General features: G+C 71.7%; 25 protein-coding genes. 14 read left to right on the top strand and 11 right to left on the bottom strand.

The annotated features are described in order from the left end of the window. Window positions 1-88 precede the first annotated feature (88 nt). From ABJI51_RS06825 to ABJI51_RS06805, 5 genes are read left to right on the top strand one after another with little or no spacing between them, the layout of a single operon-like run. Window positions 89-565, top strand: coding sequence for a helix-turn-helix domain-containing protein (locus tag ABJI51_RS06825; protein WP_348948355.1), 477 nt, complete (start codon window positions 89-91; stop codon window positions 563-565). 55 nt (window positions 566-620) lie between these two features. Then, entirely contained in the window at window positions 621-1,070 is a 450-nt protein-coding gene (gene uraD, locus ABJI51_RS06820; protein ID WP_348948353.1) for a 2-oxo-4-hydroxy-4-carboxy-5-ureidoimidazoline decarboxylase, read from the top strand. Beyond that, window positions 1,067-1,384: a hydroxyisourate hydrolase gene (gene uraH / locus ABJI51_RS06815; RefSeq protein WP_348948351.1), complete on the top strand. Its 318-nt coding sequence runs from the start codon at window positions 1,067-1,069 to the stop codon at window positions 1,382-1,384. The genes uraD and uraH overlap by 4 nt, the downstream gene beginning before the upstream one ends. 2 nt (window positions 1,385-1,386) lie before the next feature. Then, a complete protein-coding gene (pucL, locus tag ABJI51_RS06810) occupies window positions 1,387-2,268 on the top strand; it encodes a factor-independent urate hydroxylase (protein ID WP_348948350.1) in 882 nt (293 codons plus the stop codon). 28 nt (window positions 2,269-2,296) lie between these two features. Beyond that, the gene (locus ABJI51_RS06805; RefSeq protein WP_489617901.1) at window positions 2,297-2,875 is read left to right on the top strand and encodes a TetR/AcrR family transcriptional regulator; all 579 of its coding nucleotides are present in this window, start codon (window positions 2,297-2,299) and stop codon (window positions 2,873-2,875) included. Here ABJI51_RS06805 and pucD read toward each other — a convergent pair. Genes pucD through ABJI51_RS06785 form a run of 4 tightly spaced genes read right to left on the bottom strand, consistent with a single transcriptional unit; the run spans window position 2,872 to window position 7,782 of the window. After that, window positions 2,872-5,127: a xanthine dehydrogenase subunit D gene (gene pucD, locus ABJI51_RS06800; protein WP_348948348.1), complete on the bottom strand. Its 2,256-nt coding sequence runs from the start codon at window positions 5,125-5,127 to the stop codon at window positions 2,872-2,874. The two genes, ABJI51_RS06805 and pucD, sit on opposite strands and share 4 nt — an antisense overlap. Continuing rightward, the gene (locus tag ABJI51_RS06795; RefSeq protein WP_348948346.1) at window positions 5,124-6,464 is read right to left on the bottom strand and encodes an 8-oxoguanine deaminase; all 1,341 of its coding nucleotides are present in this window, start codon (window positions 6,462-6,464) and stop codon (window positions 5,124-5,126) included. Before ABJI51_RS06795 ends, pucD begins: the two co-directional genes overlap by 4 nt. After that, the gene (locus tag ABJI51_RS06790; protein WP_348948344.1) at window positions 6,461-6,928 is read right to left on the bottom strand and encodes a (2Fe-2S)-binding protein; all 468 of its coding nucleotides are present in this window, start codon (window positions 6,926-6,928) and stop codon (window positions 6,461-6,463) included. Before ABJI51_RS06790 ends, ABJI51_RS06795 begins: the two co-directional genes overlap by 4 nt. Next, window positions 6,919-7,782 carry an FAD binding domain-containing protein gene (locus ABJI51_RS06785; RefSeq protein WP_348948343.1) on the bottom strand — a complete coding sequence of 288 codons (864 nt, stop codon included), beginning with the start codon at window positions 7,780-7,782 and terminating at the stop codon, window positions 6,919-6,921. The genes ABJI51_RS06790 and ABJI51_RS06785 overlap by 10 nt, the downstream gene beginning before the upstream one ends. 121 nt (window positions 7,783-7,903) lie before the next feature. Between ABJI51_RS06785 and ABJI51_RS06780 the strand changes: the two genes are divergently transcribed. Next, entirely contained in the window at window positions 7,904-9,238 is a 1,335-nt protein-coding gene (locus ABJI51_RS06780; RefSeq protein ID WP_348948341.1) for a PucR family transcriptional regulator ligand-binding domain-containing protein, read from the top strand. 11 nt (window positions 9,239-9,249) lie between these two features. Here ABJI51_RS06780 and ABJI51_RS06775 read toward each other — a convergent pair whose 3' ends face one another. Continuing rightward, window positions 9,250-9,576 carry a DoxX family protein gene (locus ABJI51_RS06775; RefSeq protein ID WP_348948339.1) on the bottom strand — a complete coding sequence of 109 codons (327 nt, stop codon included), beginning with the start codon at window positions 9,574-9,576 and terminating at the stop codon, window positions 9,250-9,252. Beyond that, on the bottom strand, window positions 9,573-10,868 hold the full coding sequence (gene dctA, locus ABJI51_RS06770; RefSeq protein ID WP_348948338.1) for a C4-dicarboxylate transporter DctA: 1,296 nt from the start codon (window positions 10,866-10,868) through the stop codon (window positions 9,573-9,575). Before dctA ends, ABJI51_RS06775 begins: the two co-directional genes overlap by 4 nt. Before the next feature lie 86 nt (window positions 10,869-10,954). Between dctA and ABJI51_RS06765 the strand changes: the two genes are divergently transcribed. Beyond that, on the top strand, window positions 10,955-12,106 hold the full coding sequence (locus ABJI51_RS06765) for a DUF2786 domain-containing protein (protein WP_348948337.1): 1,152 nt from the start codon (window positions 10,955-10,957) through the stop codon (window positions 12,104-12,106). 20 nt (window positions 12,107-12,126) lie between these two features. Here ABJI51_RS06765 and ABJI51_RS06760 read toward each other — a convergent pair whose 3' ends face one another. Both ABJI51_RS06760 and aceB read right to left on the bottom strand, forming a co-directional pair. Then, window positions 12,127-13,314, bottom strand: a complete 1,188-nt coding sequence (locus tag ABJI51_RS06760; protein WP_348948336.1) for a DUF6986 family protein — start codon at window positions 13,312-13,314, stop codon at window positions 12,127-12,129. Beyond that, window positions 13,314-14,891, bottom strand: coding sequence for a malate synthase A (aceB, locus tag ABJI51_RS06755; RefSeq protein WP_348948334.1), 1,578 nt, complete (start codon window positions 14,889-14,891; stop codon window positions 13,314-13,316). The genes ABJI51_RS06760 and aceB overlap by 1 nt, the downstream gene beginning before the upstream one ends. A gap of 112 nt (window positions 14,892-15,003) precedes the next feature. Here aceB and ABJI51_RS06750 point away from each other — a divergent pair, with 112 nt between their 5' ends. Next, window positions 15,004-15,780, top strand: a complete 777-nt coding sequence (locus ABJI51_RS06750) for an IclR family transcriptional regulator (protein WP_348948332.1) — start codon at window positions 15,004-15,006, stop codon at window positions 15,778-15,780. 74 nt (window positions 15,781-15,854) lie between these two features. Beyond that, window positions 15,855-16,175, top strand: coding sequence for a hypothetical protein (locus tag ABJI51_RS06745; protein WP_348948330.1), 321 nt, complete (start codon window positions 15,855-15,857; stop codon window positions 16,173-16,175). Window positions 16,176-16,178: 3 nt separating this feature from the next. Here the strand turns inward: ABJI51_RS06745 and ABJI51_RS06740 are convergent, their stop codons facing one another. Next, a complete protein-coding gene (locus tag ABJI51_RS06740; protein ID WP_348948328.1) occupies window positions 16,179-16,679 on the bottom strand; it encodes a GNAT family N-acetyltransferase in 501 nt (166 codons plus the stop codon). Between the two features lie 147 nt (window positions 16,680-16,826). Between ABJI51_RS06740 and ABJI51_RS06735 the strand changes: the two genes are divergently transcribed. Both ABJI51_RS06735 and ABJI51_RS06730 read left to right on the top strand, forming a co-directional pair. After that, a complete protein-coding gene (locus tag ABJI51_RS06735; RefSeq protein WP_348948326.1) occupies window positions 16,827-17,297 on the top strand; it encodes a hypothetical protein in 471 nt (156 codons plus the stop codon). A gap of 32 nt (window positions 17,298-17,329) precedes the next feature. Beyond that, window positions 17,330-17,692, top strand: a complete 363-nt coding sequence (locus ABJI51_RS06730) for a hypothetical protein (RefSeq protein WP_348948324.1) — start codon at window positions 17,330-17,332, stop codon at window positions 17,690-17,692. A gap of 210 nt (window positions 17,693-17,902) precedes the next feature. On the opposite strand, the gene ftsY is transcribed toward ABJI51_RS06730, so the two are convergent. Next, a complete protein-coding gene (gene ftsY, locus ABJI51_RS06725; protein ID WP_348948322.1) occupies window positions 17,903-19,186 on the bottom strand; it encodes a signal recognition particle-docking protein FtsY in 1,284 nt (427 codons plus the stop codon). A gap of 139 nt (window positions 19,187-19,325) precedes the next feature. On the opposite strand from ftsY, the gene ABJI51_RS06720 reads away from it, so the two are divergent. The 3 genes from ABJI51_RS06720 (at window position 19,326) to ABJI51_RS06710 (ending at window position 22,689) form a co-directional block, all read left to right on the top strand. Then, a complete protein-coding gene (locus ABJI51_RS06720) occupies window positions 19,326-20,531 on the top strand; it encodes an anhydro-N-acetylmuramic acid kinase (RefSeq protein WP_348948320.1) in 1,206 nt (401 codons plus the stop codon). A gap of 15 nt (window positions 20,532-20,546) precedes the next feature. Next, the gene (locus tag ABJI51_RS06715) at window positions 20,547-22,103 is read left to right on the top strand and encodes a sodium:solute symporter (RefSeq protein ID WP_348948318.1); all 1,557 of its coding nucleotides are present in this window, start codon (window positions 20,547-20,549) and stop codon (window positions 22,101-22,103) included. Between the two features lie 85 nt (window positions 22,104-22,188). Further along, a complete protein-coding gene (locus tag ABJI51_RS06710; protein ID WP_348948316.1) occupies window positions 22,189-22,689 on the top strand; it encodes a DUF3455 domain-containing protein in 501 nt (166 codons plus the stop codon). A gap of 78 nt (window positions 22,690-22,767) precedes the next feature. Here the strand turns inward: ABJI51_RS06710 and smc are convergent, their stop codons facing one another. Next, window positions 22,768-26,370: a chromosome segregation protein SMC gene (gene smc, locus ABJI51_RS06705; RefSeq protein WP_348948314.1), complete on the bottom strand. Its 3,603-nt coding sequence runs from the start codon at window positions 26,368-26,370 to the stop codon at window positions 22,768-22,770. Window positions 26,371-26,418 lie beyond the last annotated feature (48 nt).

The following is a 26,418-nucleotide window of genomic DNA, read 5'->3' as shown; positions in this document are numbered from 1 at the left end:
AGCGATCCGCAGCCGATCCGCCCACTGCACCTGTTCCGCCGTGACTGCCGGTCGAATTGGCAACAGGCAACACAGTACGGTCATTCTCGTGCGGCTTGAAGCGGAGTTCACCAGCGAACCGTTCCACGGCGAGGGTTCGCCGCCCGAGCACGCCGTCGCCGCCCGTGATGCCGCCGCGGAAGCGGGGCTGGACACCGATTTCGGGCCGCTCGGGACCCTCGCCCGCGGCGAAGCGAAGGAGCTGCTCGAAGCACTCCCGGCCATCGCGAAAGCGGCGCTGGACGGCGGCGCCACCCGCGTCACGCTGCAGCTGCGCCGGGCCGATGCCACCGTCGGCACCCCGGCCGTCGAGCTGAACGACGCGCTGGCCCGGCTCATCGCCGACGTCGAGCGGGAACTGGGCGCCAAGCTGGGCGATCTGGACCGCGCGGGCAAGCAGCGCGCGGTGCGGCTGCTGCGCGAACGCGGCGCCTTCGGGCTGCGGAAGTCGGTGTCGTCGGTGGCCGACGCGCTGGGGGTCACGCGGTTCACCGTCTACAACTACCTCAACCGGGAAGCCGACTGACCAGCGCTTTCAACAAAATGTTGACGGAATTCCGCGGGCGACGTACGGTCAGCCCGTGCTGCTCACCGAGTTCAACACCACCGACGTCCGCCCGCTGCTGACGGAGTGCCTCGCCGTGCCCCGGTGGGTCGACGCCGTGCTGGCCGGGCGGCCGTACGCCGGCCTGGACGAGCTGCAAGCCGCCGCCGACCTGCCGCTGACCAGCGACGAAATCCGCCAGGCCATGGCCGCGCACCCGCGGATCGGGGAGAAGCCGGCGGGCGGCTGGGCCCGCGCCGAACAGTCCGGTGTGGACAATGCGGACGCGTTCGCCGCGGCGAACGCCGAGTACGAAGCGAAGTTCGGGCACGTCTACCTCGTCTGCGCGAGCGGCCGCAGCGGCGAAGAACTGCTGAAGATCCTGCGGGAACGGCTGGACAACGACCCCGAGACGGAGCTGGCGATCGCGGGCCGCGAGCTGCTGAAGATCGCCGCGCTCCGGCTGGCCAAGGCGGTGACGGCGTGAGCCTCGTGACGACCCACGTCCTCGACACCGCGGCCGGGCGCCCCGCGGCCGGGATCGCCGTCCGGTTCGAGACCGCCGACGGCACGCCGATCGCCGAAGGACGCACCGACGACGACGGCCGCATCCGCGACCTCGGCCCGGACACCCTCGACCCCGGCGTCTACCGGCTGGTCTTCGACACCGGCGCCTACCTGGGCCCGGACGCGTTCTTCCCGGAGGTCACTCTGGCCTTCCGGATCACCGACGGCACCGCGCACCACCACGTGCCGCTCCTGCTCAGCCCGTTCGCCTATTCGACCTACCGAGGGAGCTGACCGTGGCCATCACCCTGGGCCCCAACCAGTACGGCAAGGCGGAGGTCCGCCTGGTGGCGGTGCGCCGCGAAGGGTCCGTGCACCACCTGAAGGACCTGACGGTGTCGACGTCGCTGCGCGGCGAGCTGGCCGCGACGCACCTGACCGGCGACAACGCCGGGGTGCTCGCGACCGACACGCAGAAGAACACCGTGTACGCCTTCGCCAAGGAGGCGCCGGTCGGCGAGATCGAGGACTTCGGCCTGCGCCTGGCCCGCCACTTCACCGGCACGCAGGACAACATCACGGGCGCGCGCATCAAGATCGACGAGCACGGCTGGGACCGCATCGCGGTGGGCGGCGAGCCGCACGACCACGCGTTCAGCCGGGCGGGCGACGAGCGCCGCACGACGGCGGTGACGGTCCAGGACGGCCGCGCGTGGGTGGTGTCCGGAGTGGACGGACTGGTGGTGCTGAAGTCGACGGGCTCGGAGTTCCACGGCTTCCCGCGCGACAAGTACACGACGCTGGCCGAGACGGACGACCGCATCCTGGCCACGGCCGTCACGGCACGCTGGCGGTACCAGGGCGAGGGCATCGACTGGGCGGCGAGCCACCGCGAGATCCGGCGGGTGCTGCTGGAGACGTTCGCGACGAAGCACAGCCTGTCGCTGCAGCAGACGTTGTATGCCATGGGCGCGGCGGTGCTGGAGGCCCGGCCGGAGGTCGCCGAGGTCCGGCTGTCGCTGCCGAACAAGCACCACTTCCTGGTGGACCTGAGCCCGTTCGGGCTGAAGAACGAGAACGAGGTGTTCTACGCCGCGGACCGGCCGTACGGGCTGATCGAGGGAACGGTGCTGCGGGACGACGCCGAGGACCCGGGTCCGGCCTGGGACCTGCACTGACTGGATAGAACGCTCTAGTATCGCGGGGGTGGCAGGGACCAAGGACCGCATCATGGCCGCCGGCGCGGAGCTGTTCCGGCGCAACGGCTACGCCGGCACCGGCTTGAAGCAGATCGTCGCGGAGGCGAACGCGCCCTTCGGGTCGCTGTACCACTTCTTCCCCGGCGGGAAGGAGCAGCTCGGCGAGGAGGTCATCCGCACGTCGGGCCTGGCCTACATCCAGCTGTTCGACCTCTTCATCGCGCCCGCGGAGGACCTGGTCAGCGGGATCGAGGCGTTCTTCGCCGCCGGGATCGCGACCCTGGAAGCCACCGGTTACGTCGAGGGCTGCCCGATCGCCACCGTCGCGCTGGAGGTCGCCGCCACCAACGAACCCCTGCGGCAGGCCACCGCCGACGTCTTCACCGCGTGGATCGAGGCCGGGACCGAGAAGTTCACGAAGTTCGGTCTCGGCCGCGAGGCCGCCCGGACGTTGACGATCACCGCCGTCAACAACCTCGAAGGCGCGTTCGTCCTCTGCCGCTCGCTGCGGGACACCGAAGCGATGGCCGTCGCGGGTGCCGCCACCGTGGACGTCGCCCGGCGGCTGCTGGCCGAACACGGCTAGGTTCCCGTGAGGTGCTCCGGCCGCACCGGGACGCGGGTGAGCGCGAGTCCCGTCGCGGCGCGGATGGCCGCCACGATCGCCGGGGTCGACGAGATCGTCGGGGGCTCGCCCACGCCACGCAGGCCGTACGGTGCGTGCGGGTCCGGGCGCTCCAGCACGTCGATCCGCATCGGGGGCATGTCCAGCACCGTCGGGATCAGGTAGTCGGTGAACGACGGGTTGCGGATCCGGCCGTCCGCCGTCTGGATCTCCTCCATCACCGCCAGCCCCAGCCCCTGCGCCGAGCCGCCCTGGATCTGGCCCAGGACCGCCTGCGGGTTCACCGCCTTGCCGACGTCCTGGGCGCAGTCCAGCGCGACCACCTTCACCAGGCCCAGCTCCGTGTCCACGTCCACGACCGCCCGGTGCGCGGCGAACGCGTACTGCACATGCGCGTTCCCCTGCCCCGTCTCCGGGTCGACCGGGTACGTCGGCCGGTGGCGCCACTCCACCGTCTCGTCGTGGACGTCGTCGCCGAGGACGTCCACCAGGCCGGCCAGCACCTGGCCGTCGGCCGCGACCAGCTTGCCGCCGACCAGGCGGGCCTTGCGGCCGAAGCGGGCCAGCAGCCGCGCCCGGACCGCCGCACAGGCCGCCTGCACCGCGCCTCCGGTGACGTACGTCTGGCGCGACGCCGACGTCGAGCCGCCGTTGCCGATCGAGGTGTCCATCGGCAGGACCGTCACCCGGTCGACGCCCAGCTCGGTCCGCACGATCTGCTGCAGGACCGTGACCAGGCCCTGCCCGACCTCGCAGGCCGCGGTCTGCACGGTCGCCGACGGCTCCCCGCCGACCAGCTGCAGGCGCACCCGGGCGGTCGAGTAGTCGTCGAAGCCTTCGGAGAAGCAGACGTTCTTGATCCCGACGGCGTACCCGACACCGCGGACGACGCCTTCGCCGTGCGTCGTGTTCGACACGCCGCCGGGCAGGTGCCGCAGGTCGAACGGCCGCTCCGGCGGCATCGGCATCGCCCGCACGCGCTCCAGGAGTTCCGCGACCGGCGCCGCGGAGTCGACGACCTGGCCGGTCGGCATGCAGTCGCCTTCGCTCATCGCGTTGCGGATCCGGAGGTCGACAGGATCCAATCCGCACGCGGCGGCCAGCTTGTCCATCTGGGATTCGTAACCGAATGCTGCCTGGACCGCGCCGAACCCGCGCATCGCGCCGCAGGGCGGGTTGTTGGTATACACACCCCAGCAGTCGACCGAGATACTGTCTACAGCATACGGTCCGACGCCGAGGGTAGCGGCATTCGCGACCACCGCTCCCGTCGAGGACGCGTACGCGCCGCCGTCGAGGTACAGCCGCGTACGCACGTACACCAGACGGCCGTCGCGCGTGGCGCCGTGCTCGTAGTACATCTTCGCCGGGTGCCGGTGCACGTGGCCGTAGAAGGATTCTTCGCGGTTGTAGACCATCTTCACCGGCTTGCCGGTATGCAATGCGAGCAGGCACGCGTGGACCTGCATCGACAGGTCCTCGCGGCCGCCGAACGCCCCGCCGACCCCGGCGAGCGTCAGCCGCACCTTCTCGACCGGAAGTCCCAGCGCGGCCACGATCTGCTGCTGGTCGACGTGCAGCCACTGCGTCGCGACGTACAGGTCGACGCCGCCTTCGCCGTCCGGCACGGCGAGCCCGGACTCGGGGCCGAGGAACGCCTGGTCCTGCATGCCGACTTCGTAGACACCCGACACGACGACGTCGGCCGTGACGTCCTGAGGCCCGCGGCGGATCTTCACGTGCCGCACGACGTTGCCGCCTTCGTGCAGCGAAGGCCCTTCGCCGGCAACGGCCGCTTCGGAGTCCGTCACCGGCGAAAGCTCTTCGTAGGAAACGGCGATCCGCTTCATCGCGCGGCGCGCGGTCTCCGGGTGGTCGGCGGCGACCAGCGCCACCGGCTCGCCCTGGTACCGCACGACGTCGGAGGCGAGCACCGGCTGGTCGGCGTGCTCGAGGCCGTAGCGGTTGACGCCGGGAACGTCCTCGTGCGTCAGGACTGCATACACTCCGGGCACGGCAAGGGCTTCGCCGATGTCGATCGCCGTGATGCGCGCGTACGGGTGCGGGCTGCGCAGCGTCGCACCCCACAGCATGTCCTCGTGCCACAGGTCCGAGGAGTAGGCGAACTCGCCGCGGACCTTCACCGTGCCGTCGGGGCGGCGCGGCGAAGCGCCGACGCCGTTGGCAGTCTGCGTCGTGACGGACGTCGTCATCGGTCCTCCCGCAGTCTCGCGCTCGCGGCCGCCAGCTCGCGGGCGATCGCGGACTCGTCGGCTTCGCGCAGCGTGCCGTCCTCGACGACGGCCTTGCCGCCGACGAACAGCCGCCGCAGCGGCGGCGTCGTACCCAGCACCAGCGCCGCGACCGGGTCGGTGATCCCGGCGTAGTTGAGCCCGGTCAGGTCCCAGACGGCGACGTCGGCGAACTTCCCGGGTTCGAGCGAGCCGAGGTCGTTCGCCCGGCCGAGACAGCGGGCGCCGCCCATCGTGCCCATCCACAGCGCTTCCCGCGTGGTCAGCCCGCGCGGCCCGCCGCGCTGGCGGGCCTGCAGCAACGCCTGGTGCAGCTCCTCGCCCAGGCCGCCGGACTCGTTGGACGCGGCACCGTCGGCACCCAGGCCGACCGGGACGCCCGCGTCGAGCAGGTCGCGGACCGGGGCGATGCCGGCACCGACCCGGCCGTTGGACGTCGGGCAGTGCGCCGACCCGGTGCCGGTCGCGCCGAAGCGGCGGATCGCCTCGGGCGCGAGGTGGATCGTGTGCGCGAGCCAGACGTCGTCGGCGAGCCAGCCGAGCTTGTCGGCGTACTCGGCGGGCGTGCAGCCCACCTCGGCCAGGCACTGCCGCTCCTCGTCGAGGGTCTCCGCGAGGTGCGTGTGCAGCCGGACGCCCTTGCGGCGGGCCAGCTCGGCCGCCCCGGACATCAGCCGCTCGGTGACCGAGAACGGCGAGCAGGGGCCCGCGGCGATCTGCAGGTGCGACTCCGGGGAGGCGTCGTGGAAGCGGTCGATCGCCGCTTCGGTGCCGGTCAGCGCGTCCTCGGTCGTCTCGACCAGCCGGTCCGGGGGCAGGCCGCCGTCGGACTCGCCGCGGTCCATCGACCCGCGCACGACGTGCAGCCGGACGCCGATCCGCTGCCGGGCCGCGACGAGCGCCTCCACCTGGTCGCCGCCCTCGCGCGGGAAGACGTAGTGGTGGTCGGCGACGGTCGTGCAGCCGGTCAGCGCGAGCCGGGCCATGCCTGCCGTGCCGGCGACGTGCGTGATCTCCGCGTCGAGGCGGCCCCACACCGGGTAGAGCGCGACCAGCCACTCGAAGAGCGTGTGGTCGGCGGCCATCCCGCGGGTCGCCCACTGGTAGAGGTGGTGGTGGGTGTTGATCAGCCCCGGCGTCACCAGGCACCCGGACGCGTCGACGCGTTCGTCGAACTCGCCGGTGTAGACGCCCTCGCCGACCGCGGCGATCCGGTCGTTCTCGATCAGGACGTGCCCGCTGGTGTACTCGTCGCCGGTGACGGTGGCGATCGCGGCGCCGGAGATGAGCGTCTTCACGCCACACCGCCCTTCGCCGCCGCGCGGACCGCGTCGAGGATCTTCTCGTAGCCGGTGCAGCGGCAGAGGTTGCCGGCCAGTGCTTCGCGGATCTCCTCGTCACTCGGATCGGGGACGCGGTTCAGCAGATCGTGGGCGGCGACGACCAGGCCCGGCGTGCAGAAGCCGCACTGCACCGCACCCGCGTCCACAAAGGACTGCTGGACCGGGTCGAGGGTGTCGCCGTCGGCCAGTCCCTCGACCGTGCGCACCACGCGGCCCTCGGCCTGCCCGGCCGCGACCAGGCACGCGCACACCGGGACGTCGTCGAGGTAGACCGTGCACGAGCCGCATTCGCCCTGCTCACAGGCGTTCTTCGAGCCCGGCAGGCCCAGCCGCTCGCGGAGCACGTAGAGCAGGCTTTCGCCTTCCCAGACGTCGTCCGCCTCGCGGTGCTCGCCGTTGATCGTGACATTCAGGCGCATGCGCGCTCCCCCGTCCGGTGTTCGTCCCAGGCCCAGGTCAACGTTCGCCGCGCGAGTACCCCCAGCGCGTGCTTCCGATACGCGGCGCTGCCGCGGACGTCGTCGATCGGCGACGCCGCTTCCGCGACCAGCTCGCCGAAGCGGCGCTTCAGCGAATCCGGCAGTGGATCAGGCGACGTCCACGGCAGCTCGGCGGCGAGGAAGTCCTCGGAGGCGCGGGCGCGGCGCGGGGTCGGGGCGGCGGACCCGATCGCGGCGCCCACCCGGCCCTCGCGCAGGGACAGCGCGAAGGAGCAGACCGCGATGACCATCGCGTTGCGCGTCCCGACCTTGGCGAACTGCTGCGGCCCGGCGTGCGCGGGCAGGTGGACGGCGGTGATCAGCTCGTCGTCGGCGAGGGCGTGGCGTTTCACGCCGACGTAGAAATCCTCCGTGCGGAGGAGGCGGCTCCCCCGCACGGAGGCGACCTCGACCTGCGCGTCCAGGGCCAGCAGGACGGGATGGGTGTCCCCGGCGGGCGAGGCGGCGCCGAGGTTGCCCCCGACGGTGCCGCGGTTGCGGATCTGCGGCGAGCCGACCGTGCGCGCGGCCATGGCCAGCGCCGGGACGGATTCACCCAGTTCGGCGATCACGCGGGAATAGGGCACACCGGCGCCGAGCCGGACCGTGCCGTCCGATGTGGACCACTGCGCCAGCTCGGGGACGCGCGTGAGGTCGAGCAGGGCTTCGGGGCGCCGATGGTCGAAATTGATCTCCACCATGACGTCGGTGCCGCCGGCGATCGGCACCGCGCCGGGGCGCTCGGCCTTCAGCGCCAGGGCCTCGGCCAGCGTCGCGGGACGCAGGAACTCCACTCTTGCTCCTTCGCGTGAGGCGATAGACCAGTAGACGCCCCGGCGGGCACGGGCGGCAACGGCACGGCGCATGAACCGCACGGCAGCGAAACCGGGTCGTTTGTGCTTTCCTACAAGCCTGATGACGACCGTGAAAACGCTACTGGGCCTGCCGGGCCTGCGGCTGCGCCCGCGGGCCGGGACCGACCTGCTCGACCGGCCGGTGACGCGCATCTACGTCACGGAGCTGTCCGACCCCGGACGGTACCTGTCGGCGGGCGAGCTGGTGCTGTCCGGCCTGCTGTGGTGGCACGAACCGGGCGACGCCGAGCCGTTCGTGGCCGCGTTGGCCCGCGCGGGTGCGGCGGCGCTGGCCGCCTCCGGCGCCGACTCCGGCGGCATCCCGGACGACGTCGTCGACGCCTGCGTCCGGCACCGGATCCCGCTGCTGGAAGTGCCCGCCGACCTGTCGTTCTCGGTGATCACCGAGCAGGTGGTGCTGGCGCTGGCGGCCGCGTCGGAGAGTGCCCGCAAACGTTTGCAGGCCGCCGCGGAAGCCCCGGTCGAGACGTTGCTGGAGCGCGCTTCGGCGGAACTCGCGCTGCCGTGCTGGGTGCTGTCGGGGCTCGGCCGGGTCGTCGCCGGGACGGCGCCGCTGCCGATGCCGCCCGAAGAGGCCGTCCGCCGGTACGCGGCGAGCGAGCCGGGGCCGCTGACGGTGCTCCCGGTCGAGGGACGGCACGCGGTGCCGTGGCTGATCGCCGTCGGCGGGGCGCTGAGCACCGCGCAGACGGAACTCGCGGAGGAACTCGCCGGGCTGGTCGGTGTCACGCGGGCGCGTTCGGTCCCGCGTGAGACGCCGGTGCCCGACGAAGCGCGGGTGGTCGCGTTGCGGACCGAAGGCAGCGACGAGAGCCGGGACGTCCTGCGCGAGCTGCTGCCCGGCGCGCTCCTGCTCGAATCCACCGGGGACACGTCCTACGCCGCGACCGCGCTGCCGCCTTCGGCGACCGAGCTGTCCACTGTGGAACCGCTGCTGCGGGCGTCGCGCATCCTTTGCGGCGTCAGCGATCCCGCGCCGCGGGAGGAGGCCCGGGACACTGCGCGTCACGCGCTGGCCGTGGCGGCCCGGCGCCGGGGCCGCGTCGTCGTGGTCCCGGCCGGGGAGGTGGCCGGGCACGAGCTGCTGCTGGCCGGAGCCCCGGACGGGCTGCGCGCGGCGTTGCGCCGCCGGGTGCTGGGGCCACTGCTGGACTACGACGCCGAGCAGCACACCGACCTGGTGCACACGGTCCGGGTGTTCCTGGAGTGCTCGGGCTCCCCGACGCGGGCGGCGAAGGCCCTGCACGTCCACGTGAACACGCTGCGCTACCGCATCGGCCGGGCGAGCGAGCTGCTCGGCGCGGACCTGACCGAGTTCGCCGACCAGCTCGACGTCTACCTCGCGTTGCGCGCTTCCGAGGACCGGCCCGGCTGACCGCGGCCGCGTCAGGCGATCGTCGCCACCGCCAGGCCGAGGAAAACCAGCGGTGCCGCGCCGGTGGCGAACTTGCGGGCCCGGACGTGCGCGGCGATCGCCCCGAGGTAGAACAGGATCAGGCCGATCGCCGCGGCCACGCCGATCACCGGCACGCCGAGCAGGCCGAGCAGCAGCCCGGCCGCGCCGGCGAGCTTCAGCGTGCCGAGCATCGGCAGCCAGCCCGGCGGCACGTCGACCGCGGCCGACGTCGTGAGGACGAAGCGGGCCTTCAGCAGGTCGGCGACGCCGATGGCCGCGTTGAGCATGATCGTGACGAGGACGGCACCAGTGTTCATGCCTTCCCGACGGGGACCGCGCCGGAAAGGTGACCGTCGAGTGCTTCGCGCAGCTTGTCCCGGTCCAGCTGGCCTTCGGACTTCGCGACCACGAACGTCGCGACGCAGTTGCCCAGCAGGTTGACGAACACGCGCATCGAGTCCATCAGGCGGTCCGCGCCCAGCAGCAAAGCCACGCCCGCCACCGGGAACGCCCCGATCGCCGCGGCCGTCGCCGACAGGGCCAGGAAGCTCGACCCCGGGACGCCAGCCATGCCCTTGGACGTCAGCATCAGGATCAGCACCGCCAGCAGCTGCTGGCCGAGCGACATCTCCACGCCGAACGCCTGCGCCAGGAACACCGTGCAGATCGACAGGTAGATGGTCGCGCCGTCGAGGTTGAACGAGTAGCCGGTCGGCACCACCAGCCCGGTCGCCGCGCGGGAGCAGCCCGCGTCGGTCAGCTTGCCCATGATCCGCGGCATCACCGACTCGGTCGAGGCCGTGCCGAGCGCCAGCAGGAACTCCTCCCGCGCGTAGCGGAGGAACTTCCAGACCGAAACCCCGGCGTACCACCGGGAAATCACCGCGAGGACGAGCGTGAAGAGCACGGCGGCGCCATAGCAGGCGGCGATCAGCTTCGCGTAGGTGCCCAAAGTGGACAGACCGTACTGGCCGATGATGAAGGCCATCGCGCCGAACGCGCCCAGCGGCGCGACCCGCATGATCCAGCCCATCACCTTGAAGATGACCTTCTGCACCTGCTCGACGAAGTCGAGCACCAGCGGCGCGCGCTCCCGCCCGAGCGCGGCCAGCGCCACCCCGAAGAACACGGCGAACACCAGCACCTGCAGCAGCTGGTTCTGCGCGAAGGCGTTCACCACGCTGTCGGGGATGGTGTGCAGCAGGAAGTCCCCGGCCGAGGGCAGCTGCCCGCCCTTGGTCTGCGCCGCGACGGCGTGGGGGTCGAGCGTCGCCGGGTTGACGTCCAGGCCGGCGCCCGGCCGGAAGACGTTGGCGACGACCAGGCCGAACAGCAACGCGAAGGTGGTGACGACCTCGAAGTAGACGATGGCCTTGAGCCCGATGCGCCCGACCGCCTTGATGTCCCCGACGGCGGCGATCCCGCTGACCACGACGCAGAAGATCAGCGGTGCGATGATCATCTTGATGAGCCGGATGAAGCCGTCCCCGACCGGTTTCAGCTGCGCGCCCCACGACGGCCAGAAGTGTCCGATCAGGACACCGGCAACGACCGCCACCAGCAGTTGCACGAACAGGGACGTCCACCAGCGCTTCTTGCTCTCCGCCATGGCCGGACCCTAAGTGCCGGATGTTCCGGGGGTGTTAACGCTCGCAGTGACGTAGCCGACGTCCGCGGGTGGGGCAGACTGGCGGCGTGGGAAAGCGCAAGCAGGGCCCCGCCGGGCCACCGCCGTCGACGGCCGAGGAGTTCGGCACCGCGCTGCTCGCGGCCACGCCGGGCGAAGCCGCCCGGCTGGCACCGGGTCTCGTGCTGCCTGCCGAACTCGCCGAAGCCGCGGACCGGCTCGGGCCGCAGCTGACCGGCCGGGCGTGCCGCGGCGGCTGGCTGCCCGAAGACCTCCACCAGGCGGCCCGGCGCCGCTTGGACGAGTTCGCCGGTTCGTACCTGCTCGACACTCTCGCGGCCTACGCCGGGCAGTTCACCACCGTGCACCCGGCGTGGCAGGAACAGCTCGACGCGACAGGCGCCACCCGGTGGTGGACGACGTCCGAACCCCACCTGCCACAGTGGGCGGCCAAGCACATCCTCACACCGTCCGAAGCGGTGGCGGCGGTCATCGAAGCGTTCGGCCTGCTGAAGACCCTGCCGCCGGTGACCGTCGTCCTGCCCGCGCCGGGCACGACGACGGAGCGTCCGGTGCGCCCCCACGTCGACGGGAAGAAGCTGAGCCGGGTCCGGGCGCTGCTGGCCAAGGCCGAGTCGAGCACGTTCCCGGAGGAGGCCGAGGCGCTCTCGGCGAAGGCCCAGGAGCTGATGACCCGCCACGCCCTCGACCGGGTGCTGCTGGAGGCGGGCGGCGCGGCCCCCGACCGGCCCGCGGCCCGCCGGATCTGGCTCGACACGCCGTACACCGACGCGAAATCCCTGCTGGTCCACGTGGTGGCGAAGGCCAACCGCTGCCGCGCGGTCTTCGACCCCCGCTGGGACTTCGTCACACTGGTCGGCGACGAGGACGACCTGGACGCGGTGACGTTGCTGACGACGTCCCTGCTCGTCCAGGCGACCCGGGCGATGATCACCGGCCCGGCAGGCCGGTCGCGGACGTTCCGGAAGTCGTTTCTGGTCTCGTACGCAACCCGCATCGGCGAGCGCCTCGAGCAGGCCACCGAGACGACGCTCGCGCAGGCACCGGACCTGCTGCCGGTACTGGCCTCGCACGAGCTGAAGGTCCAGGCGGCGTTCACCGAGCTGTTCCCGGAGGTGGTGAGCAAATCGGTGACGATCCGCAGCCCCGACGGCTGGGACGCGGGCCGCGAAGCCGCGGACCGCGCCCGGCTGCGCTGATCAGCTGCAGGAACGCTCGCTCACGCAAGGCGTAGCGCGTACTTCTCCAGTTCCGCCCGCCCGAAGGGCAGCTCACCCTCGTCCAGCGCCCCACAGTCCAGGCCCCGCAACAGATACACGGCCAACGCCTGCGCCGTCGCGGGTTCGTCCAGTACTCCCCCGGCCGTCTTCTCCGCATACGCGGTCAACCGCTGCAGTGCCGTGGCCAACCCCGATCGGTAGAACGTGTACGTCGCCGCGAAGCGTGTCGGCAGCTGGTGGGGGTGCAAATCCCAGCCCTGGTAGAAACCGCGCTCCAACGACCTGCGGACCAGTCTCAGGTGCTCCGCCCATGCCGACGGCAGTGCCTCACCCACCGGGAGCCGGTTGGTCGAGCCGTCCGACAGGCGGACGCCCGTGCCTGCCGCCGCCACCTGCATCAGGCCCTTGGCCAGGTCCGCCGCCGGGTGGTCCATGCTCTGGTATGCCGCCGCGATGCCCAGGCCCGCGCTGTAGTCGTACGTCCCGTAGTGCAGTCCCGAACAGCGGCCCGACGCCGCCTGGACGATCCGCGGCACCGACAGCGTCCCGTCGGTGTCCACAATGGACTGCGACGTCTCGATCTGGACCTCGAAGCGCAGCGTTCCCGCAGCGAGGCCGTACGCGGATTCCAGCTGTGCCAGCACTTCCGCGGCCACCGCCACCTGCTCGACCGCCGTCACCTTCGGCAGTGTGACGACGAATCCGGGCGGCAGCGGCCCGTTCTCCAGCAGCGCGCCGAGGAACAGGTCCAGGGTGCGGATGCCACGCCGGCGCGTCGCCGCTTCGAAGCTCTTGAACCGGATGCCGACGAACGGGGTCCCGCCGGTCGTCGCCAGGGTCTGCCCGGCCGCCAGCGCGGCCGCGTCCTCGACGTCGTCGGGCACCCGGCCGTAGCCGTCCTCGAAGTCGATCCGCAGGTCCTCGATTGGCTCGGTCAGCAGCTTCGCCCGTACGCGCTCGTACACGCCGTCGTCGACGTCGAGCAGGTCCGCGTGCTCGACGAACACCCGCATCGCCTGCTTGCCCCAGTCGGCGACCAGGCGCGTCCTGTACTGCGAAGCCGGGACGTACACCGTGTGCACCGGCTGGCGCCCGGGCCGCTCGCCCGGGTACGCCGCCGCGACGCGCGCGTCGGCCGAAGCCAGGCGCGCGTCGGCGGCGGCGTAGACGTCCTCGGGCAGGCGCACTACTTGATCCGCTCGTACGCCGGCAGCGTCAGGAAGTCCGGGAACTCCTCGGCCAGCGCGACCTGCTCGAACAGCTCCACGGCCGGTTCCAGCAGCTCCGGCTTCAGCTCGCCCGCCAGCTCGCCGCGGACGTCGGCGAGCACGCCGCGCACCAGCTCCGCCGTCACGACGTCGCCGGTGTCCAAAGTGGTCCCGTTCTTGACCCACTGCCACACCTGCGAGCGCGAGATCTCGGCCGTGGCCGCGTCCTCCATCAGGTTGTGGATCGCCGCCGCGCCGTTGCCGCCGAGCCACGACGCGATGTAGCGGACCCCGACGTCGACCGCGGCGCGCAGGCCGGCCGCCGTCGCTCCGCCCGGCGTCGACGCGACGTCCAGCAGCTGGTCGGCGGTGACGCTGACCTCGTCGCGGGTGCGGTCGAGCTGGTTCGGCTTGTCGCCGAGGACCTTGTCGAACTCCTCCTTGCACAGCTCGACCATGCCCGGGTGCGCGACCCAGGAGCCGTCGAAGCCGTCGCCTGCTTCGCGCGACTTGTCCGCGTGCACCTTCTCGAACGCGCCCTTGTTGACCTCGGGGTCCTTGCTCGGGATGAACGCGGCCATGCCGCCGATCGCGAAGGCGCCGCGCTTGTGGCAGGTGCGCACCAGCAGCTCGGTGTAGGCGCGCATGAACGGCGCGGTCATGGTGACGGAGTTGCGGTCCGGCAGCACGAACTTCTCGCCCGCGTCGCGGAAGTACTTGATGACGCTGAACAGGTAGTCCCAGCGGCCCGCGTTGAGGCCCGAGGCGTGCTCGCGCAGCTCGTAGAGGATTTCTTCCATCTCGAACGCGGCCGGGATGGTCTCGATCAGCACGGTCGCGCGGACGGTGCCGTGTTCGATGCCGAGCGCCTTCTCGGCGTGGGTGAAGACGTCGTTCCAGAGCCGCGCTTCGAGGTGGCTCTCCATCTTCGGCAGGTAGTAGTAGGGGCCCTTGCCGCGCTTGAGCAGCTCGGCCGCGTTGTGGAAGAAGTGCAGGCCGAAGTCGACGAGCGCGCCGACGCCTTCGCGGTCACCGAACTTCAGGTGGCTTTCGGGCAGGTGCCAGCCGCGGGGCCGGACCACGATCGTGGCGTGCTCGACGTCGTCCTTCAGCGCGTAGCTCTTGCCGCCGGTTTCCAGGGTGATCGTCTCGCGGATGGCGTCGTAGAGGTTCACCTGGCCGGAGACCACGTTGTGCCAGTGCGGGGTGTTGGCGTCCTCGAGGTCGGCCAGCCACACCTTCGCGCCGGAGTTGAGCGCGTTGATGGTCATCTTGCGGTCGGTGGGCCCGGTGATCTCGACACGCCGGTCCTGCAGAGCGGGCGGCGCGCCGGCGACCTTCCAGTCGCCTTCGCGGATCTCCTTCGTCTCCGGCAGGAAGTCGAGCTTGCCGGTGGTCCGGGCCTCCTCGCGGCGCTTGCTCCGCGCCCGGAGCAGCTCGTCGCGGCGGCCGGCGAAGGCGTCGTGCAGGCCGGCGAGGAAGTCGAGCGCCTCGGGCGTGAGGATCTCGTCGCCGCGCTCGACCGGGTCGCCCAGCACCTGGACTTCAGAAGACATGGGGAAACACCTCGAGGGTTCGGATCTTTGGATAACGGCCCTACGGTTTTCTACCAGCCGGACTATAGTTTCTGCATAGCGGAAGCTCAACGCCGACGTAAGGAGGGCCACCGTGCCGGCGGAGAAGAACGGTCGCGACGGCGGCGTCCAGTCCCTGCAGCGCGCCTTCGAGCTGCTGGAACACCTCGCGGACACCGGCGGCGAGGCGAGCCTGTCCGAGCTGGCGACGCTGTCCGGGCTGCCGATGCCGACGATCCACCGGCTGATCCGCACCCTGGTCGACCTGGGGTACGTCCGCCAGAACACCAACCGCCGTTACGCACTGGGCGCACGGCTGATCCGGCTGGGCGAGAACGCGAGCATGCAGTTCGGCGCGTGGGCGCGCCCGCTGCTGGCGGAGCTGGTGGAGGAGGTCGGCGAGACGGCGAACCTGGCGGTCCTGGAGCGGGACGAAGTGGTGTACGTGGCCCAGGTGCCGTCGAAGCACTCGATGCGGATGTTCACCGAGGTCGGACGGCGGCTGCTGCCGCACGGGACGGGTGTCGGGAAGGCGATGCTGGCGCACCTGCCCGCTGACGAAGTCCGTTCTTTGCTGCACAGGACGGGGATGCCCGCTTACACCGAGCACACGTTCACGGATCCGGACGCGTTGGCCGTCGAGCTTGCGCGGATCGCCGAGCAGGGGTACGCGCTGGACGAGGCCGAGCAGGAGCTGGGAGTGCGGTGTGTCGCGGTGGCGGTGCCGGGGGCGCCGGTGCCGGCGGCGGTTTCGGTGTCCGGGCCGTCCGGGCGGCTGACCGCCGAGGCGGTGGCGCACATCGCCCCGGCGGTGCAGCGGGTGGCCGGAGCCCTGGGGTCGAGCCTGTCCCAGGCGGCACTATCAGTGTGACTGAGAGTGATATCTGACTACCAGAAGTGACCCCCGGTGCGGTCGGCTTGGCGGCCGCCGGTAAAGTACGCGGCATGGCAAGCCTCGAAGATCTCGAAGCCCGCGTGACCGTCCTGGAGGAGCAGATGCGGCATACCCGGCAGGACGCTGCGGCCGCCCGCGTGCTCGCAGGCACGGCGGACCGTGACGTTTCCGAGTTCAAGCAGACCCTGAACGGCCACACCCAAGTGCTGAACGCGATGCGCGAGACGCAGATCGAACACGGCCAGGACATCCAAGCTCTTAAGACGGAGGTCGGCAGCCTCAGGGCCGACATGACCAGCGGGTTCACCAAGGTGAACATCTCCATGGAGAAGATCGTCAAGCTGCTCCAGCAGGTCATCGACAAGCACTGACCCTCAGCTCAACTCCCCTGCCAGCAAGTCCATCAAGAGCCCGTCGCGCCAGCTGCCGTCCGAGCCTCGCTCGTAGACACGCAGCACGCCGACCGGCCGGAATCCCACCTTCGTGTACACCCGGATCGCGGCTTCGTTCGCCGCCGCCGGGTCGATCGTCAGGCGATGGTGGCCACTCTCGAACAAGTGCCGGGCCAGCGCCCGCAGCGCGTCCGTGCCGATTCCCTGTCCGTGGAAGTCCGGGTGCACCGCGATGTCGATGCCCGCGTGGCGGTACTGCGGGTCCAGCTCCTCGCAGCTCTGGATCACGCCGGTGACGACTCCGCCGGATTCGATCACGTAGACGGAATAGCCCTCTTCGACTTCATACAGGCCCTCGGTCTCGCGGTCCGGGTCACCCCACCAGCGGGCGACCTCCGGCGTCGCCAAAATCTCGTGGGCGCGGGCGCGGTCCTGCTCGGTCAGCGGGCGCAGCAGCACCCGCTCACCCCGGATGGCGGTCATGGTTGAGTCCTCTCTCGTAGCAATTGACGGCTTCGGGGCGTCTGTTACGAGGAGGGGCACGAGCGGACGTGCGTCAACCGGGCATGCCCGGATTCTGCGCCGCCGCCCGGCCGCCCGTCATCCGAATATCGCCGGAGGGACGAGCCGATGGATCCGCACACCGGTGCCCTGGCCTGGCTCGCGCAGGGCTCGGCCGCGAACCTGCTGGACCGCCTGGTCGACCGCGCGCTCGAAGGGCCGCCGCTGTCGCCCGCCTGGCCACGGCCGGGCCGCGCGCCCGCCGGCACGGTCGAAATCGCGGTGCGGCACCACGCCACCGCGAAGGGGCGCACGCCGGTGATCCTCACGCTGCAGGAGGACCGCGGCGACACCCACACGGTGTTCTCGGCCGTGCTGGGCCACACGACCCGCGTCGCCCTCCCGGACGGCGGCTACTTCGGCGCGGCGATGGTCGTCGACCCCGACGGCCGCCGGCTGCGGGGCATCGGCTGGTCCCGCCTCACGGTGACGGCCCGCCGGACCTCGCCGTGCGTCATCTCGTCCCGCCGCCCGACCGCGCCGGTGATGCTGCAGCTGGGACTGCGGAAGGCGGACGGAACCCCGTTGTTCCGGCTCTGAGCGCCGCGCCCACGCGGCACCGGCTCGGGGAGGTGACCAGCGACGTCGACATCGTCGTGCGGCACGTGCCTCCTGCCGGGGAGTGGGTGCTGCTGACCTTCCAGGCCACCCCGCTCATGGGTGGGCCGACGTCGGGAGTACTGGTGCCGATGCTGCTCGGCGAGACCGCGTACCTGACGTTGCCGCGCAACGACTACCTGATCGGCGCCCTGGTTCTCGATCCTGGTCGCGAGCACACGGACCGATCAGCTGACCATCGAGACCACGGCGCCGACGACGGAGCGCCTCAGGCAGCTCGGACTGCTGCTGCCCGACGGCACCGGCCCGTTCCAGCCCGCGCTGCCGAAGCCGGTCGCCGCTCCGCCGCAGCAGCTCCCGGCCTCACCCCGCCGTGAGGCTTTTGTCCGGGCGAAAGCCGACGAGGCGCTTGCCCGGGCGAATGCCGGCGAAGCTCCGCAGTGCCGGGCGGCGCGCAACGACCTCAGCCCGCCTCGCTGCGGCAACCGAGTCTCCGGCCCCAGCAGCAACGGGCTGTGCCACTTGCACAATTCCGCGTTGCGGCTGGGCGTAACCGTCCACGACTGGTTGACCAGGAAGCCGATCGCCTAGCCCAGCAGGGCGTCCACGAAGGCGCCCGGCTCGAAGGGCGCCAGGTCGTCCGGGCCCTCGCCCAGGCCGACCAGCTTCACCGGGACCCCCAGCTCCTTCTGGACCTGGAACACGATGCCGCCCTTGGCCGTGCCGTCCAGCTTGGTCAGGACGATGCCCGTCACGTCGATCACCTCGGCGAACACGCGGGCCTGCATCAGCCCGTTCTGGCCCGTCGTCGCGTCCAGGACCAGCAGGACCTCGTCGACCTTCGCCTGCTTCTCCACGACGCGCTTGACCTTGCCCAGCTCGTCCATCAGGCCCGTCTTCGTGTGCAGCCGGCCCGCCGTGTCGACCAGGACCGCGTCCACGCCCGTGTCCACGCCGCGCTTGACCGCGTCGAACGCCACGGCCGCCGGGTCCGCGCCCTCCTTGCCGCGGACGACCTCCGCGCCCACGCGCTCGGCCCACGTCTGGAGCTGGTCGGCCGCCGCCGCGCGGAACGTGTCCGCCGCGCCCAGCAGCACCGTCTTGTCCTGGGCCACCAAAACCCGCGCCAGCTTGCCCGTGGTCGTCGTCTTGCCCGTGCCGTTCACGCCCGCCACCAGGACCACCGCGGGCTGCTTCTTGCCGTCGACAACGTGCGGCAGCGCCCGCACCGCGCGCTCGCCGTCGGTCGACAGCTGCGCCGTGAGCACCTCGTGCAGCACCTCGCGGGCCTCCGCCGGCGAGCGCACCGCGCGGCGGGAAAGCTCGTCGCGCAGCCGCTCGACGATCTGGTTCGTCGTCGCCGCGCCCAGGTCGGCCATCAGCAGCGTGTCCTCGACGTCCTGCCAGGAGTCCTCGTCGAGGTCGCCGGCGCCGAGCAGGCCCAGCAGGCTCGTGCCGAACACCGAGCGCGACTTCGACAGCCGTCCGCGCAGCCGCTCGATGCGGCCCGTCGCCGGTTCGATCTCCTCGACCGCCGGGGCTTCCGCGGGCTCTTCGGGCAGCTTGACGTCGCGCACCGTACGCTGCGCCGAGTCGCGCGGCACGGCGGCGTCGTCGCCGACCGCGGGCTGGCCGTCGACCTCCGGCCGGTCCTCGACCGGGTGCTGGACCTCGGGCGCTTCGGCCGTGCCGCCGGGCGCGAGCGCGATGCCCCCGCTGGCCGCGTAACTGCCGCCCTTCGGTTTCTCCTCCACCTCGCGGCGGGCGTCCAGGCTGATCCGGCGCTTGCGCGCGATCAGCAGGCCGGTCACCAGCAGGGCGACCAGCACGACGACGGCGACGACCACGAACAGGAACCAGGTACTCGACACGCGCCCATCCTTTCATCCGGCCCCGCGCCCGCCGGACACCCCGTCCGTCAAGGCAATTCGTAACGACCTGGGTCGCGATTGGGCCAAGACTTCACCACGTGGGTTGCGTCACAGGTGGGGCTGCACTAAACCCCTCCGGATGGGGAAACGCGCGAGCCACGGCTTCCGGGTGATCGGGCTCATTTCGGGCACGTCACTCGACGGCATCGACGTGGCCGCCGCCGACCTGCACGCCGAGGACGGCACCGTGGTCCTGACCCCGCTCGGCGAGCTGGACGTCCCCTATCCGGACGCCCTGCGCGAGGGCCTGCGCGCCGCGCTGCCCCCGAACCCGTGCTCCGCCGGTGAGCTGACGCGCCTGGACACTGGTGTCGGGCAGGCGTTCGGCGACGCGGCCCGGCGCGGCGCCGGCGAACTCGCCGGGGGCGCCGCGGACCTGGTCGCGTCGCTGGGTCAGACGGTCTTCCACTGGGTCGAGGACGGGGAGGTCCGCGGCACGCTGCAGCTGGGCCAGCCCGCCTGGATCGCCGAGCGCACCGGGCTGCCGGTGCTCGCCGACCTGCGTGCCCGTGACGTCGCCGCGGGCGGCCACGGCGCTCCCCTGGCGAGCACGCTCGACCAGCTGTGGCTGCGCGGCCTCGCCGAGGACACCGGCACCCCGGTCGCCGCGCTCAACCTCGGCGGCATCGCCAACATCACCGTCGTCGCCGCGGGCCGTCCCGCGATCGCCTACGACACCGGGCCCGCCAACGCCCTGCTCGACATCGCGGCCTACCGCGTCACCGGCCGGCACAGCGACGTCGACGGACGACTCGCGCTCGCCGGGTCGGTGCGCCCGGACCTGCTCGCCCGGCTGCTCGACGATCCGTACTTCGCCGCCGCGCCGCCGAAGTCCACCGGCAAGGAGCACTTCAACGCGCCCTACCTCGACGCCGCCCTCGCCGGGCTCAGTCCCGTCGACCCCGGCGACCTGCTCGCGACGCTCACCGAACTGACCGCGGTGACCGTCGCCGACCAGTGCCGCCGCCACGGCGTGACGACCGTGATCGCCTCCGGCGGCGGCGTCGCGAACCCGGCGGTGATGGCCGCGCTGGGCCGGAACCTGCCCTCGACGGTGCTCAAGACCAGCGACGACCTCGGCCTGCCCGGCGCGGGCAAGGAGGCGTACCTGACCGCGCTGCTGGGCTGGCTCACCTGGTGCGGCGTGCCCGGTACCGTGCCGTCGGCGACCGGTGCCCGCGGTCCGCGCCTGCTCGGCGCGCTCGTCCCGGGTGCCGGCCCCCTGAACCTTCCCGCCCCGCTGGGGGGCACCGTGACGCGGTTGCGAGTCGCGGAGAAGGCATGACCGTAGGAGATGTCCATGCGCGGTGTTGACCTCGCGATCATCGTGATCTATCTGGCGGCGATGCCGCTGATAGGCGTGCTCGTCGGCCGGAAGCAGCGGTCGGCGGCCGACTACTTCGTCGGCGAGCGCAGCCTGCCGTGGGGCGCGGTGATGCTGTCGGTGGTGGCCACGGAAACCTCGACGCTGACCGTCATCAGCACGCCCGGGCTGGTCTTCGGCAACGCGTTCCTGTTCCTGCAGCTGGCCTTCGGGTACATCATCGGCCGGACGGTCGCGGCGTTCGTGCTGCTGCCGCGGTACTTCCGCGGCAACCTCGTCAGCGCGTACGCGTTCCTGGGGAAGCGGTTCGGCTCGGGCCTGCAGGGCACGGCGTCGGTGACGTTCGTGATCACCCGGCTGCTCGCCGAGGGCGTCCGGCTGTTCGCCGGTGCCATCCCGATCAAGGTGATCCTGGCGCACTACCACATCCACCTGGACTACTGGGTGATCGTGGTGATCCTGACCGCGCTGACGCTGATCTACGCCTACATCGGCGGGATCAAGGCGGTCGTCTGGGTCGACGTCATCCAGCTGTCGCTGTACCTGGGCGGCGCCGCGGTGGCCGCGATCGTGCTGCTGAACAAGCTGCCCGCGGACTGGGCGGCGCAGGCGTCCGACGACGGCAAGTTCCTCCTCGTCGACTTCTCGAAGAACCTGCTGACCAGCCCGTACGCGTTCGTCACGGCGGTGCTCGGCGGCGCGGCGCTGTCGATGGCCTCCCACGGCGCCGACCAGCTGATCGCCCAGCGGCTGATGGCCACGCGCAGCCTGCGCGACGGCCAGAAGGCACTCATCGGCAGCGGGATTCTCGTGACCATCCAGTTCTCGCTGTTCCTGCTGGTCGGGGCCATGCTGTGGGTGTTCAACGGCCGCAAGTCCGTGGCTCAGCTCGGCCTGCAGAGCCCGGACGACGTGTTCTCGCGGTTCATCATCGACGACCTGCCGGTCGGGGTGTCGGGCCTGCTCATCGCCGGTGTCCTCGCCTCGACCATGGGTGCGCTGGCGTCGGCGCTCAACGCCCTTTCGACGTCGACCGTGGCCGATCTGTACCAGCGGTTCACCAAACGCTCGCCGGAGGACTCGAAGCTGCTGCGGCACGGTCGCATGTGGACACTGATCTGGGCGGTCGTGTTCGCGGTGTTCGCCTCGCTGTTCTCCACCACGAAGAACTCGGTGATCGAGCTGGGGCTGGCGATCACCGGGTACACGTACGGCGCGCTGCTGGGCTCGTTCCTGCTGGGCCTGCTGATCAAGAAGGCCCGGCAGGCGGACGCGATCGCGGCGTTCGTCGTCACGGTGGTGCTCATGGCGTTCGTCATCCTCGGCGTGAAGTTCAACGCGAAGACCGGCGCGCTGATCGGCGTCGACTTCAGCAAGGCGGCCGGGGACCGGGTGGCGCTGGCCTACCCGTGGTACACGCTGCTGGGCGTGGTGATCACGCTGGTCGTGGGCGGTCTGCTGGCGCTGCGGCACCGCACGCCGGACCCGAAGGCGGTGCCGGAGGAGGAGACCGCGGAGGAAGTCGCCGCCTGATTCTTCTGAACCGTTTCCGGCGGGCTCCCGTGTCGGTGGCGGGAGCCCGCCGAAAAGCGGCGGGAGGATTTCGAAGGTGGATTCCATGAAGCGGATGACGGTGGCACTCGCGATCGGCGCCCTCCTGGTCGGCGGCGCGGCGACGGCTTCGGCCACCCCGGCGGCCCCGAAGGTGCCGGACGCGATCCAGGTCCCGGCGGGCAACCGGCCCCTGGTCACCTACGCCGCGGAGGGCGTGCAGATCTACGGGTGCACCGCCGGTGCGTGGACGCTGGTCCAGCCCGCCGCGGTGCTGTCTCGCCACGGTCACCCGGTGGCCCTGCACAGCAAGGGCCCGGTCTGGACGTCCACTGTGGACGGAAGCACGGTCGGCGCGGCGGCGGTGGCGACCTCGCCGCGCACCGGCGCGATCCCGGAGGTGCTGCTCAAGGCCAGCCTCAACAGCGGCGACGGGATCTTCGGCAAGGTGACCTACGTCCAGCGCTTGCACACCCGCGGCGGCGTCGCCCCGGCCGGGACGTGCACGGCGGGCGCGCAGACGGCGGTCCGCTACTCGACGGACTACGCCTTCTGGGTCGCCGGGTAGCCCAGCCCGAACGTCATGAAAGGGTCGTTCATGTCGTCTGGCGACATGAACGACCCTTTCATGACAACGGGACGCGGCTCAGCCGGCCGGGACCGGCTCTTCCTCGGTCGTGCGCAGGCGCTGGGAGATCACCTTCGTGATGCCGTCGCCCTGCATGCTCACGCCGTAGAGCGCGTCGGCGATCTCCATCGTCGGCTTCTGGTGGGTGATGATGATCAGCTGCGACGAGTCGCGCAGCTGCTCCAGCAGCCCGATCAGGCGGCGCATGTTGGTGTCGTCCAGCGCCGCCTCGACCTCGTCCATCACGTAGAAGGGTGACGGCCGGGCGCGGAAGATCGCGACCAGCATGCCCACCGCGACCAGCGACTTCTCGCCGCCGGACAGCAGCGACAGCCGCTTGACCTTCTTGCCGGGCGGGCGTGCCTCGACGTCGACGCCGGTGGCCAGCAGGTCGTCCGGCTCGGTGAGGACCATCCGGCCCTCGCCGCCCGGGAACAGCACGCCGAACACCGTCTCGAACTCGCGCGAGACGTCCGCGTACGCCGACGCGAAGACCTCCAGGATCTTCTCGTCGACCTGCTTGATCACCGCTTCGAGGTCCTTGCGGGTCTCCTTGAGGTCCTCCAGCTGCGTGGAGAGGAACTTGTACCGCTCCTCCAGCGCCGCGAACTCCTCCAGGGCGAGCGGGTTCACCTTGCCCAGCAGCGACAGGTCCTTCTCCGCGCGCTTGGCGCGGCGGGCCTGGGTGTCGCGGTCGTAGGGCATGGGCGGCGGCGGGGTGACGTCCTCGCCGCGTTCCTTGGCCGCCTCGTACTCGGCCATCTCGCCGGCGCTCGGCGGGACCGGGACGTCCGGGCCGTACTCGCGGACGAGGTCCTCGAGGCCGATGCCGAAGTCCTCGGCGATCTTGGCCTCCAGGGTCTCCAGCCGCAGCCGCTGCTCGGCGCGCAGCACCTCGTCGCGGTGGACGGCGTCGGTCAGCTTCTCCAGCTCGCCGGTCAGCTCGCGGACCTTGGCGCGGACGCCGGTCAGCGCCTGCTCGCGGCTCTGGCGGCGGCCCTGGACCTGGTCGCGTTCGGCGGCCGCGCGCTGCACCGAGTGCTCGATGCGTTCCAGCGCGAGCTCACCGGCGTTGACGACGGCGGTGGCGATCTCGGCGCCGCGTTTGCGGGCCGCGGCGGCGCGCTCGGCGCGTTCGCGGGCCTGCTGCTCGGCGTGCGCGGCACGGCGGAGACCCTCGGCCTTGCCCGCGATGCTGCGTGCCCGCTCCTCGGCGGTGCGCTGCGCGAGCCGCGCCTCCATCTCCTCCTGCCGGACGACGGCCAGTTCCTCGACGGCGGCGTCGCGCTCGGCGGTGTCCGGGTCGTCCTCGACGGGCTGCTCGGCGACGGCGGCGAGCCGTTCCTCCAGCTCGGCGAGCTGGGCCAGGGCCTGGACGCGGCTCTGCTCGACCTTCGCGCGCTGCCCGGTGAGCCGCTCGACCTCGGCCTGCGCCTGGCGGGCGGCCTGCTGGAGCCGGTTGAGCCGCTCCGACGACCGCGCCTTCCGGACCTTCGCCTCGCCGAGGGCGTCCTTGGCCTGCGACACCTCTTCGCGACGCGCCTGCTGCTCGGCGCGGGCGCCTTCCAGCTCGGCCGCGTACCGCTCCAGGGAGCGCTCGGCCAGGCGGAGCCGCTCGGCCGCTTCGTCGACGGCGGCCTGGACCTCGATCACGCTCTCGCGCTTGCCGGAACCGCCGATCGCCCAGCGGGCACCGAAGACGTCACCCTGGGCGGTGACCGCCCGGACGTCCGGGTGGGTGGCGACGAGGTGCCGTGCCGCGTCGAGGTCACCGACGACGGCCAGCTTGTCGAGCGCCTGCTCGACGGCGGCGCGCAGCTGCGGCGGCGCCGTGACGACGTCGCGGGCCCAGCGCGCGCCGTCCGGCAGCGACGGCCACGAAGCTGTGTCCACAGTGGATTCCGGACCGCCGAGCAGGAGACCGGCCCGGCCGGAATCGGTTTCCTTCAGGTACTTCAGCGCACGGAGGGCGTCCTCGCCGCCCGCGACGGCGACCGCGTCGGCCACCGGGCCGAGCGCCGCGGCCAGCGCGACCTCGTACCCCGGCTCGACGGTCAGCAGCGCGGCGACCGAGCCGAGCAGGCCCGGCAGCTCGTGCGCCGCGCCGAGCAGCGCGCCCGCGCCGTCCTTGCGCTTCAGGCCCATGGACAGCGCCTCGACCCGCGCCTTCTCCGACGCGATCTCGCGCTCGGCCGCGCGTTCGGCCTTGACCAGCTCTTCGACGCGGGCCTTGGCGGCGTTGTTGGCCTCGACCGCGCGGTCGTGGCGGTCCAGCAGGCCGGCGTCGTCGGATTCCTCGGCGCCGCCTTCGGCCTTGGCCGTTTCCAGTTCTTCGACGGCTATTTCGGCGCGCTCGGCGGCTTCTTCGATGGAGACGCTGAGCCGGTCGATCTCGTCCGTGGTCGCGCCGTTCTTGCTGCGCAGCGCCTCGACCTGGCCGGTCAGCTTGGCCATGCCCTCGCGGCGGTCGGCGATGGCGCGGACGGCGGCCCAGTGCGCCCGCTCGGCGGCCTGGACACGCTGTTCGAGGTCCTCGCGGCGCAGCACGGTCTGGGCGAGCAGCTCCCGGGCCTCCATGACGGCCTCGTTGAGCTCCTCTTCCTGCTCGGCGACGCGTTCGGCCTCTTCGAGCAGTTCCTCGGGGTCGCGGCCGCCGGTGTTCGTCGCGACGTCGGCGGAGAGGTGCCGCTGGCGCTCGACGGCGAGGCGGACGGTGCCGCGCAGGCGTTCGGCCAGCGCGGACAGCTTGTACCAGGTCTCCTGGGCGGTCTGCAGCAGCGGCGCGTCCTCGGCGAGGGAGGCCTCCAGCTCGGCTTCCTCGGCGGAGACGACTTCGAGGTGCTGCTCGACCTCGGCGCGGCGGGCGCGGGCGGCCTTCTCGTCGGCCTCTTCGCGCGCGATCGCGTCGCGCTGGGTGACCAGGTCGTCGGCGAGCAGCCGCAGGCGGGCGTCGCGCAGCTCGGACTGGACGGACTGGGCCTTGCGGGCGATCTCGGCCTGCTTGCCCAGCGGCTTGAGCTGGCGGCGCAGCTCGGTGGTGAGGTCGCCGAGTCGGTCGAGGTTGCCCTGCATGTTGGCCAGCTTGCGCAGGGTCTGTTCCTTGCGCTTGCGGTGCTTGAGCACGCCGGCGGCCTCTTCGATGAAGGCGCGGCGCTCTTCCGGCTTGGACTCCAGGATCGCCGAGAGCTGGCCCTGCCCGACGATGACGTGCATCTCGCGGCCGATGCCGGAGTCCGACAGCAGCTCCTGGACGTCCATCAGGCGGCAGCGGTCGCCGTTGATCTCGTACTCGCTGGCGCCGTCGCGGAACATCCGGCGGGTGATCGAGACCTCGGAGTACTCGATGGGCAGCGCGCCGTCGGCGTTGTCGATGGTGAGGGTGACCTCGGCGCGGCCGAGCGGGGCGCGGCCCGCGGTGCCGGCGAAGATGACGTCCTCCATCTTGCCGCCGCGCAGGTCCTTGGCGCCCTGGGTGCCCATGACCCAGCGCAGCGCGTCGAGCACGTTCGACTTGCCGGAGCCGTTCGGCCCGACCACGCAGGTGATCCCGGGCTCGAAGCGCAGCGTGGTGGCCGAGGCGAAGGACTTGAAGCCCTTGAGCGTCAGGCTTTTCAGGTGCACGTGGTGCTGACCCCTCTGGCCGCGAAGACTGGCGTTTCAATCGGCCCA

Source organism: Amycolatopsis melonis, from assembly GCF_040064235.1.
Lineage (GTDB): Bacteria > Actinomycetota > Actinomycetes > Mycobacteriales > Pseudonocardiaceae > Amycolatopsis > Amycolatopsis melonis.
The sequence above is the reverse complement of the archived record's forward strand: the minus strand, read 5'-3'. Positions and strand labels throughout refer to the sequence as shown.

What these genes read in the sequence shown, in the direction of transcription:
- pucD (WP_348948348.1), bottom strand. Translation starts at nt 5,127, where the DNA reads ATGACGACGTCCGTCACGACGCAGACTGCCAACGGCGTCGGCGCTTCG.
- ABJI51_RS06790 (WP_348948344.1), bottom strand. Translation starts at nt 6,928, where the DNA reads ATGCGCCTGAATGTCACGATCAACGGCGAGCACCGCGAGGCGGACGAC.
- ABJI51_RS06780 (WP_348948341.1), top strand. Translation starts at nt 7,904, where the DNA reads ATGACGACCGTGAAAACGCTACTGGGCCTGCCGGGCCTGCGGCTGCGC.
- ABJI51_RS06775 (WP_348948339.1), bottom strand. Translation starts at nt 9,576, where the DNA reads ATGAACACTGGTGCCGTCCTCGTCACGATCATGCTCAACGCGGCCATC.
- dctA (WP_348948338.1), bottom strand. Translation starts at nt 10,868, where the DNA reads ATGGCGGAGAGCAAGAAGCGCTGGTGGACGTCCCTGTTCGTGCAACTG.
- aceB (WP_348948334.1), bottom strand. Translation starts at nt 14,891, where the DNA reads ATGTCTTCTGAAGTCCAGGTGCTGGGCGACCCGGTCGAGCGCGGCGAC.
- ABJI51_RS06745 (WP_348948330.1), top strand. Translation starts at nt 15,855, where the DNA reads ATGGCAAGCCTCGAAGATCTCGAAGCCCGCGTGACCGTCCTGGAGGAG.
- ABJI51_RS06740 (WP_348948328.1), bottom strand. Translation starts at nt 16,679, where the DNA reads ATGACCGCCATCCGGGGTGAGCGGGTGCTGCTGCGCCCGCTGACCGAG.
- ABJI51_RS06735 (WP_348948326.1), top strand. Translation starts at nt 16,827, where the DNA reads ATGGATCCGCACACCGGTGCCCTGGCCTGGCTCGCGCAGGGCTCGGCC.
- ABJI51_RS06720 (WP_348948320.1), top strand. Translation starts at nt 19,326, where the DNA reads ATGGGGAAACGCGCGAGCCACGGCTTCCGGGTGATCGGGCTCATTTCG.
- ABJI51_RS06715 (WP_348948318.1), top strand. Translation starts at nt 20,547, where the DNA reads ATGCGCGGTGTTGACCTCGCGATCATCGTGATCTATCTGGCGGCGATG.
- ABJI51_RS06710 (WP_348948316.1), top strand. Translation starts at nt 22,189, where the DNA reads ATGAAGCGGATGACGGTGGCACTCGCGATCGGCGCCCTCCTGGTCGGC.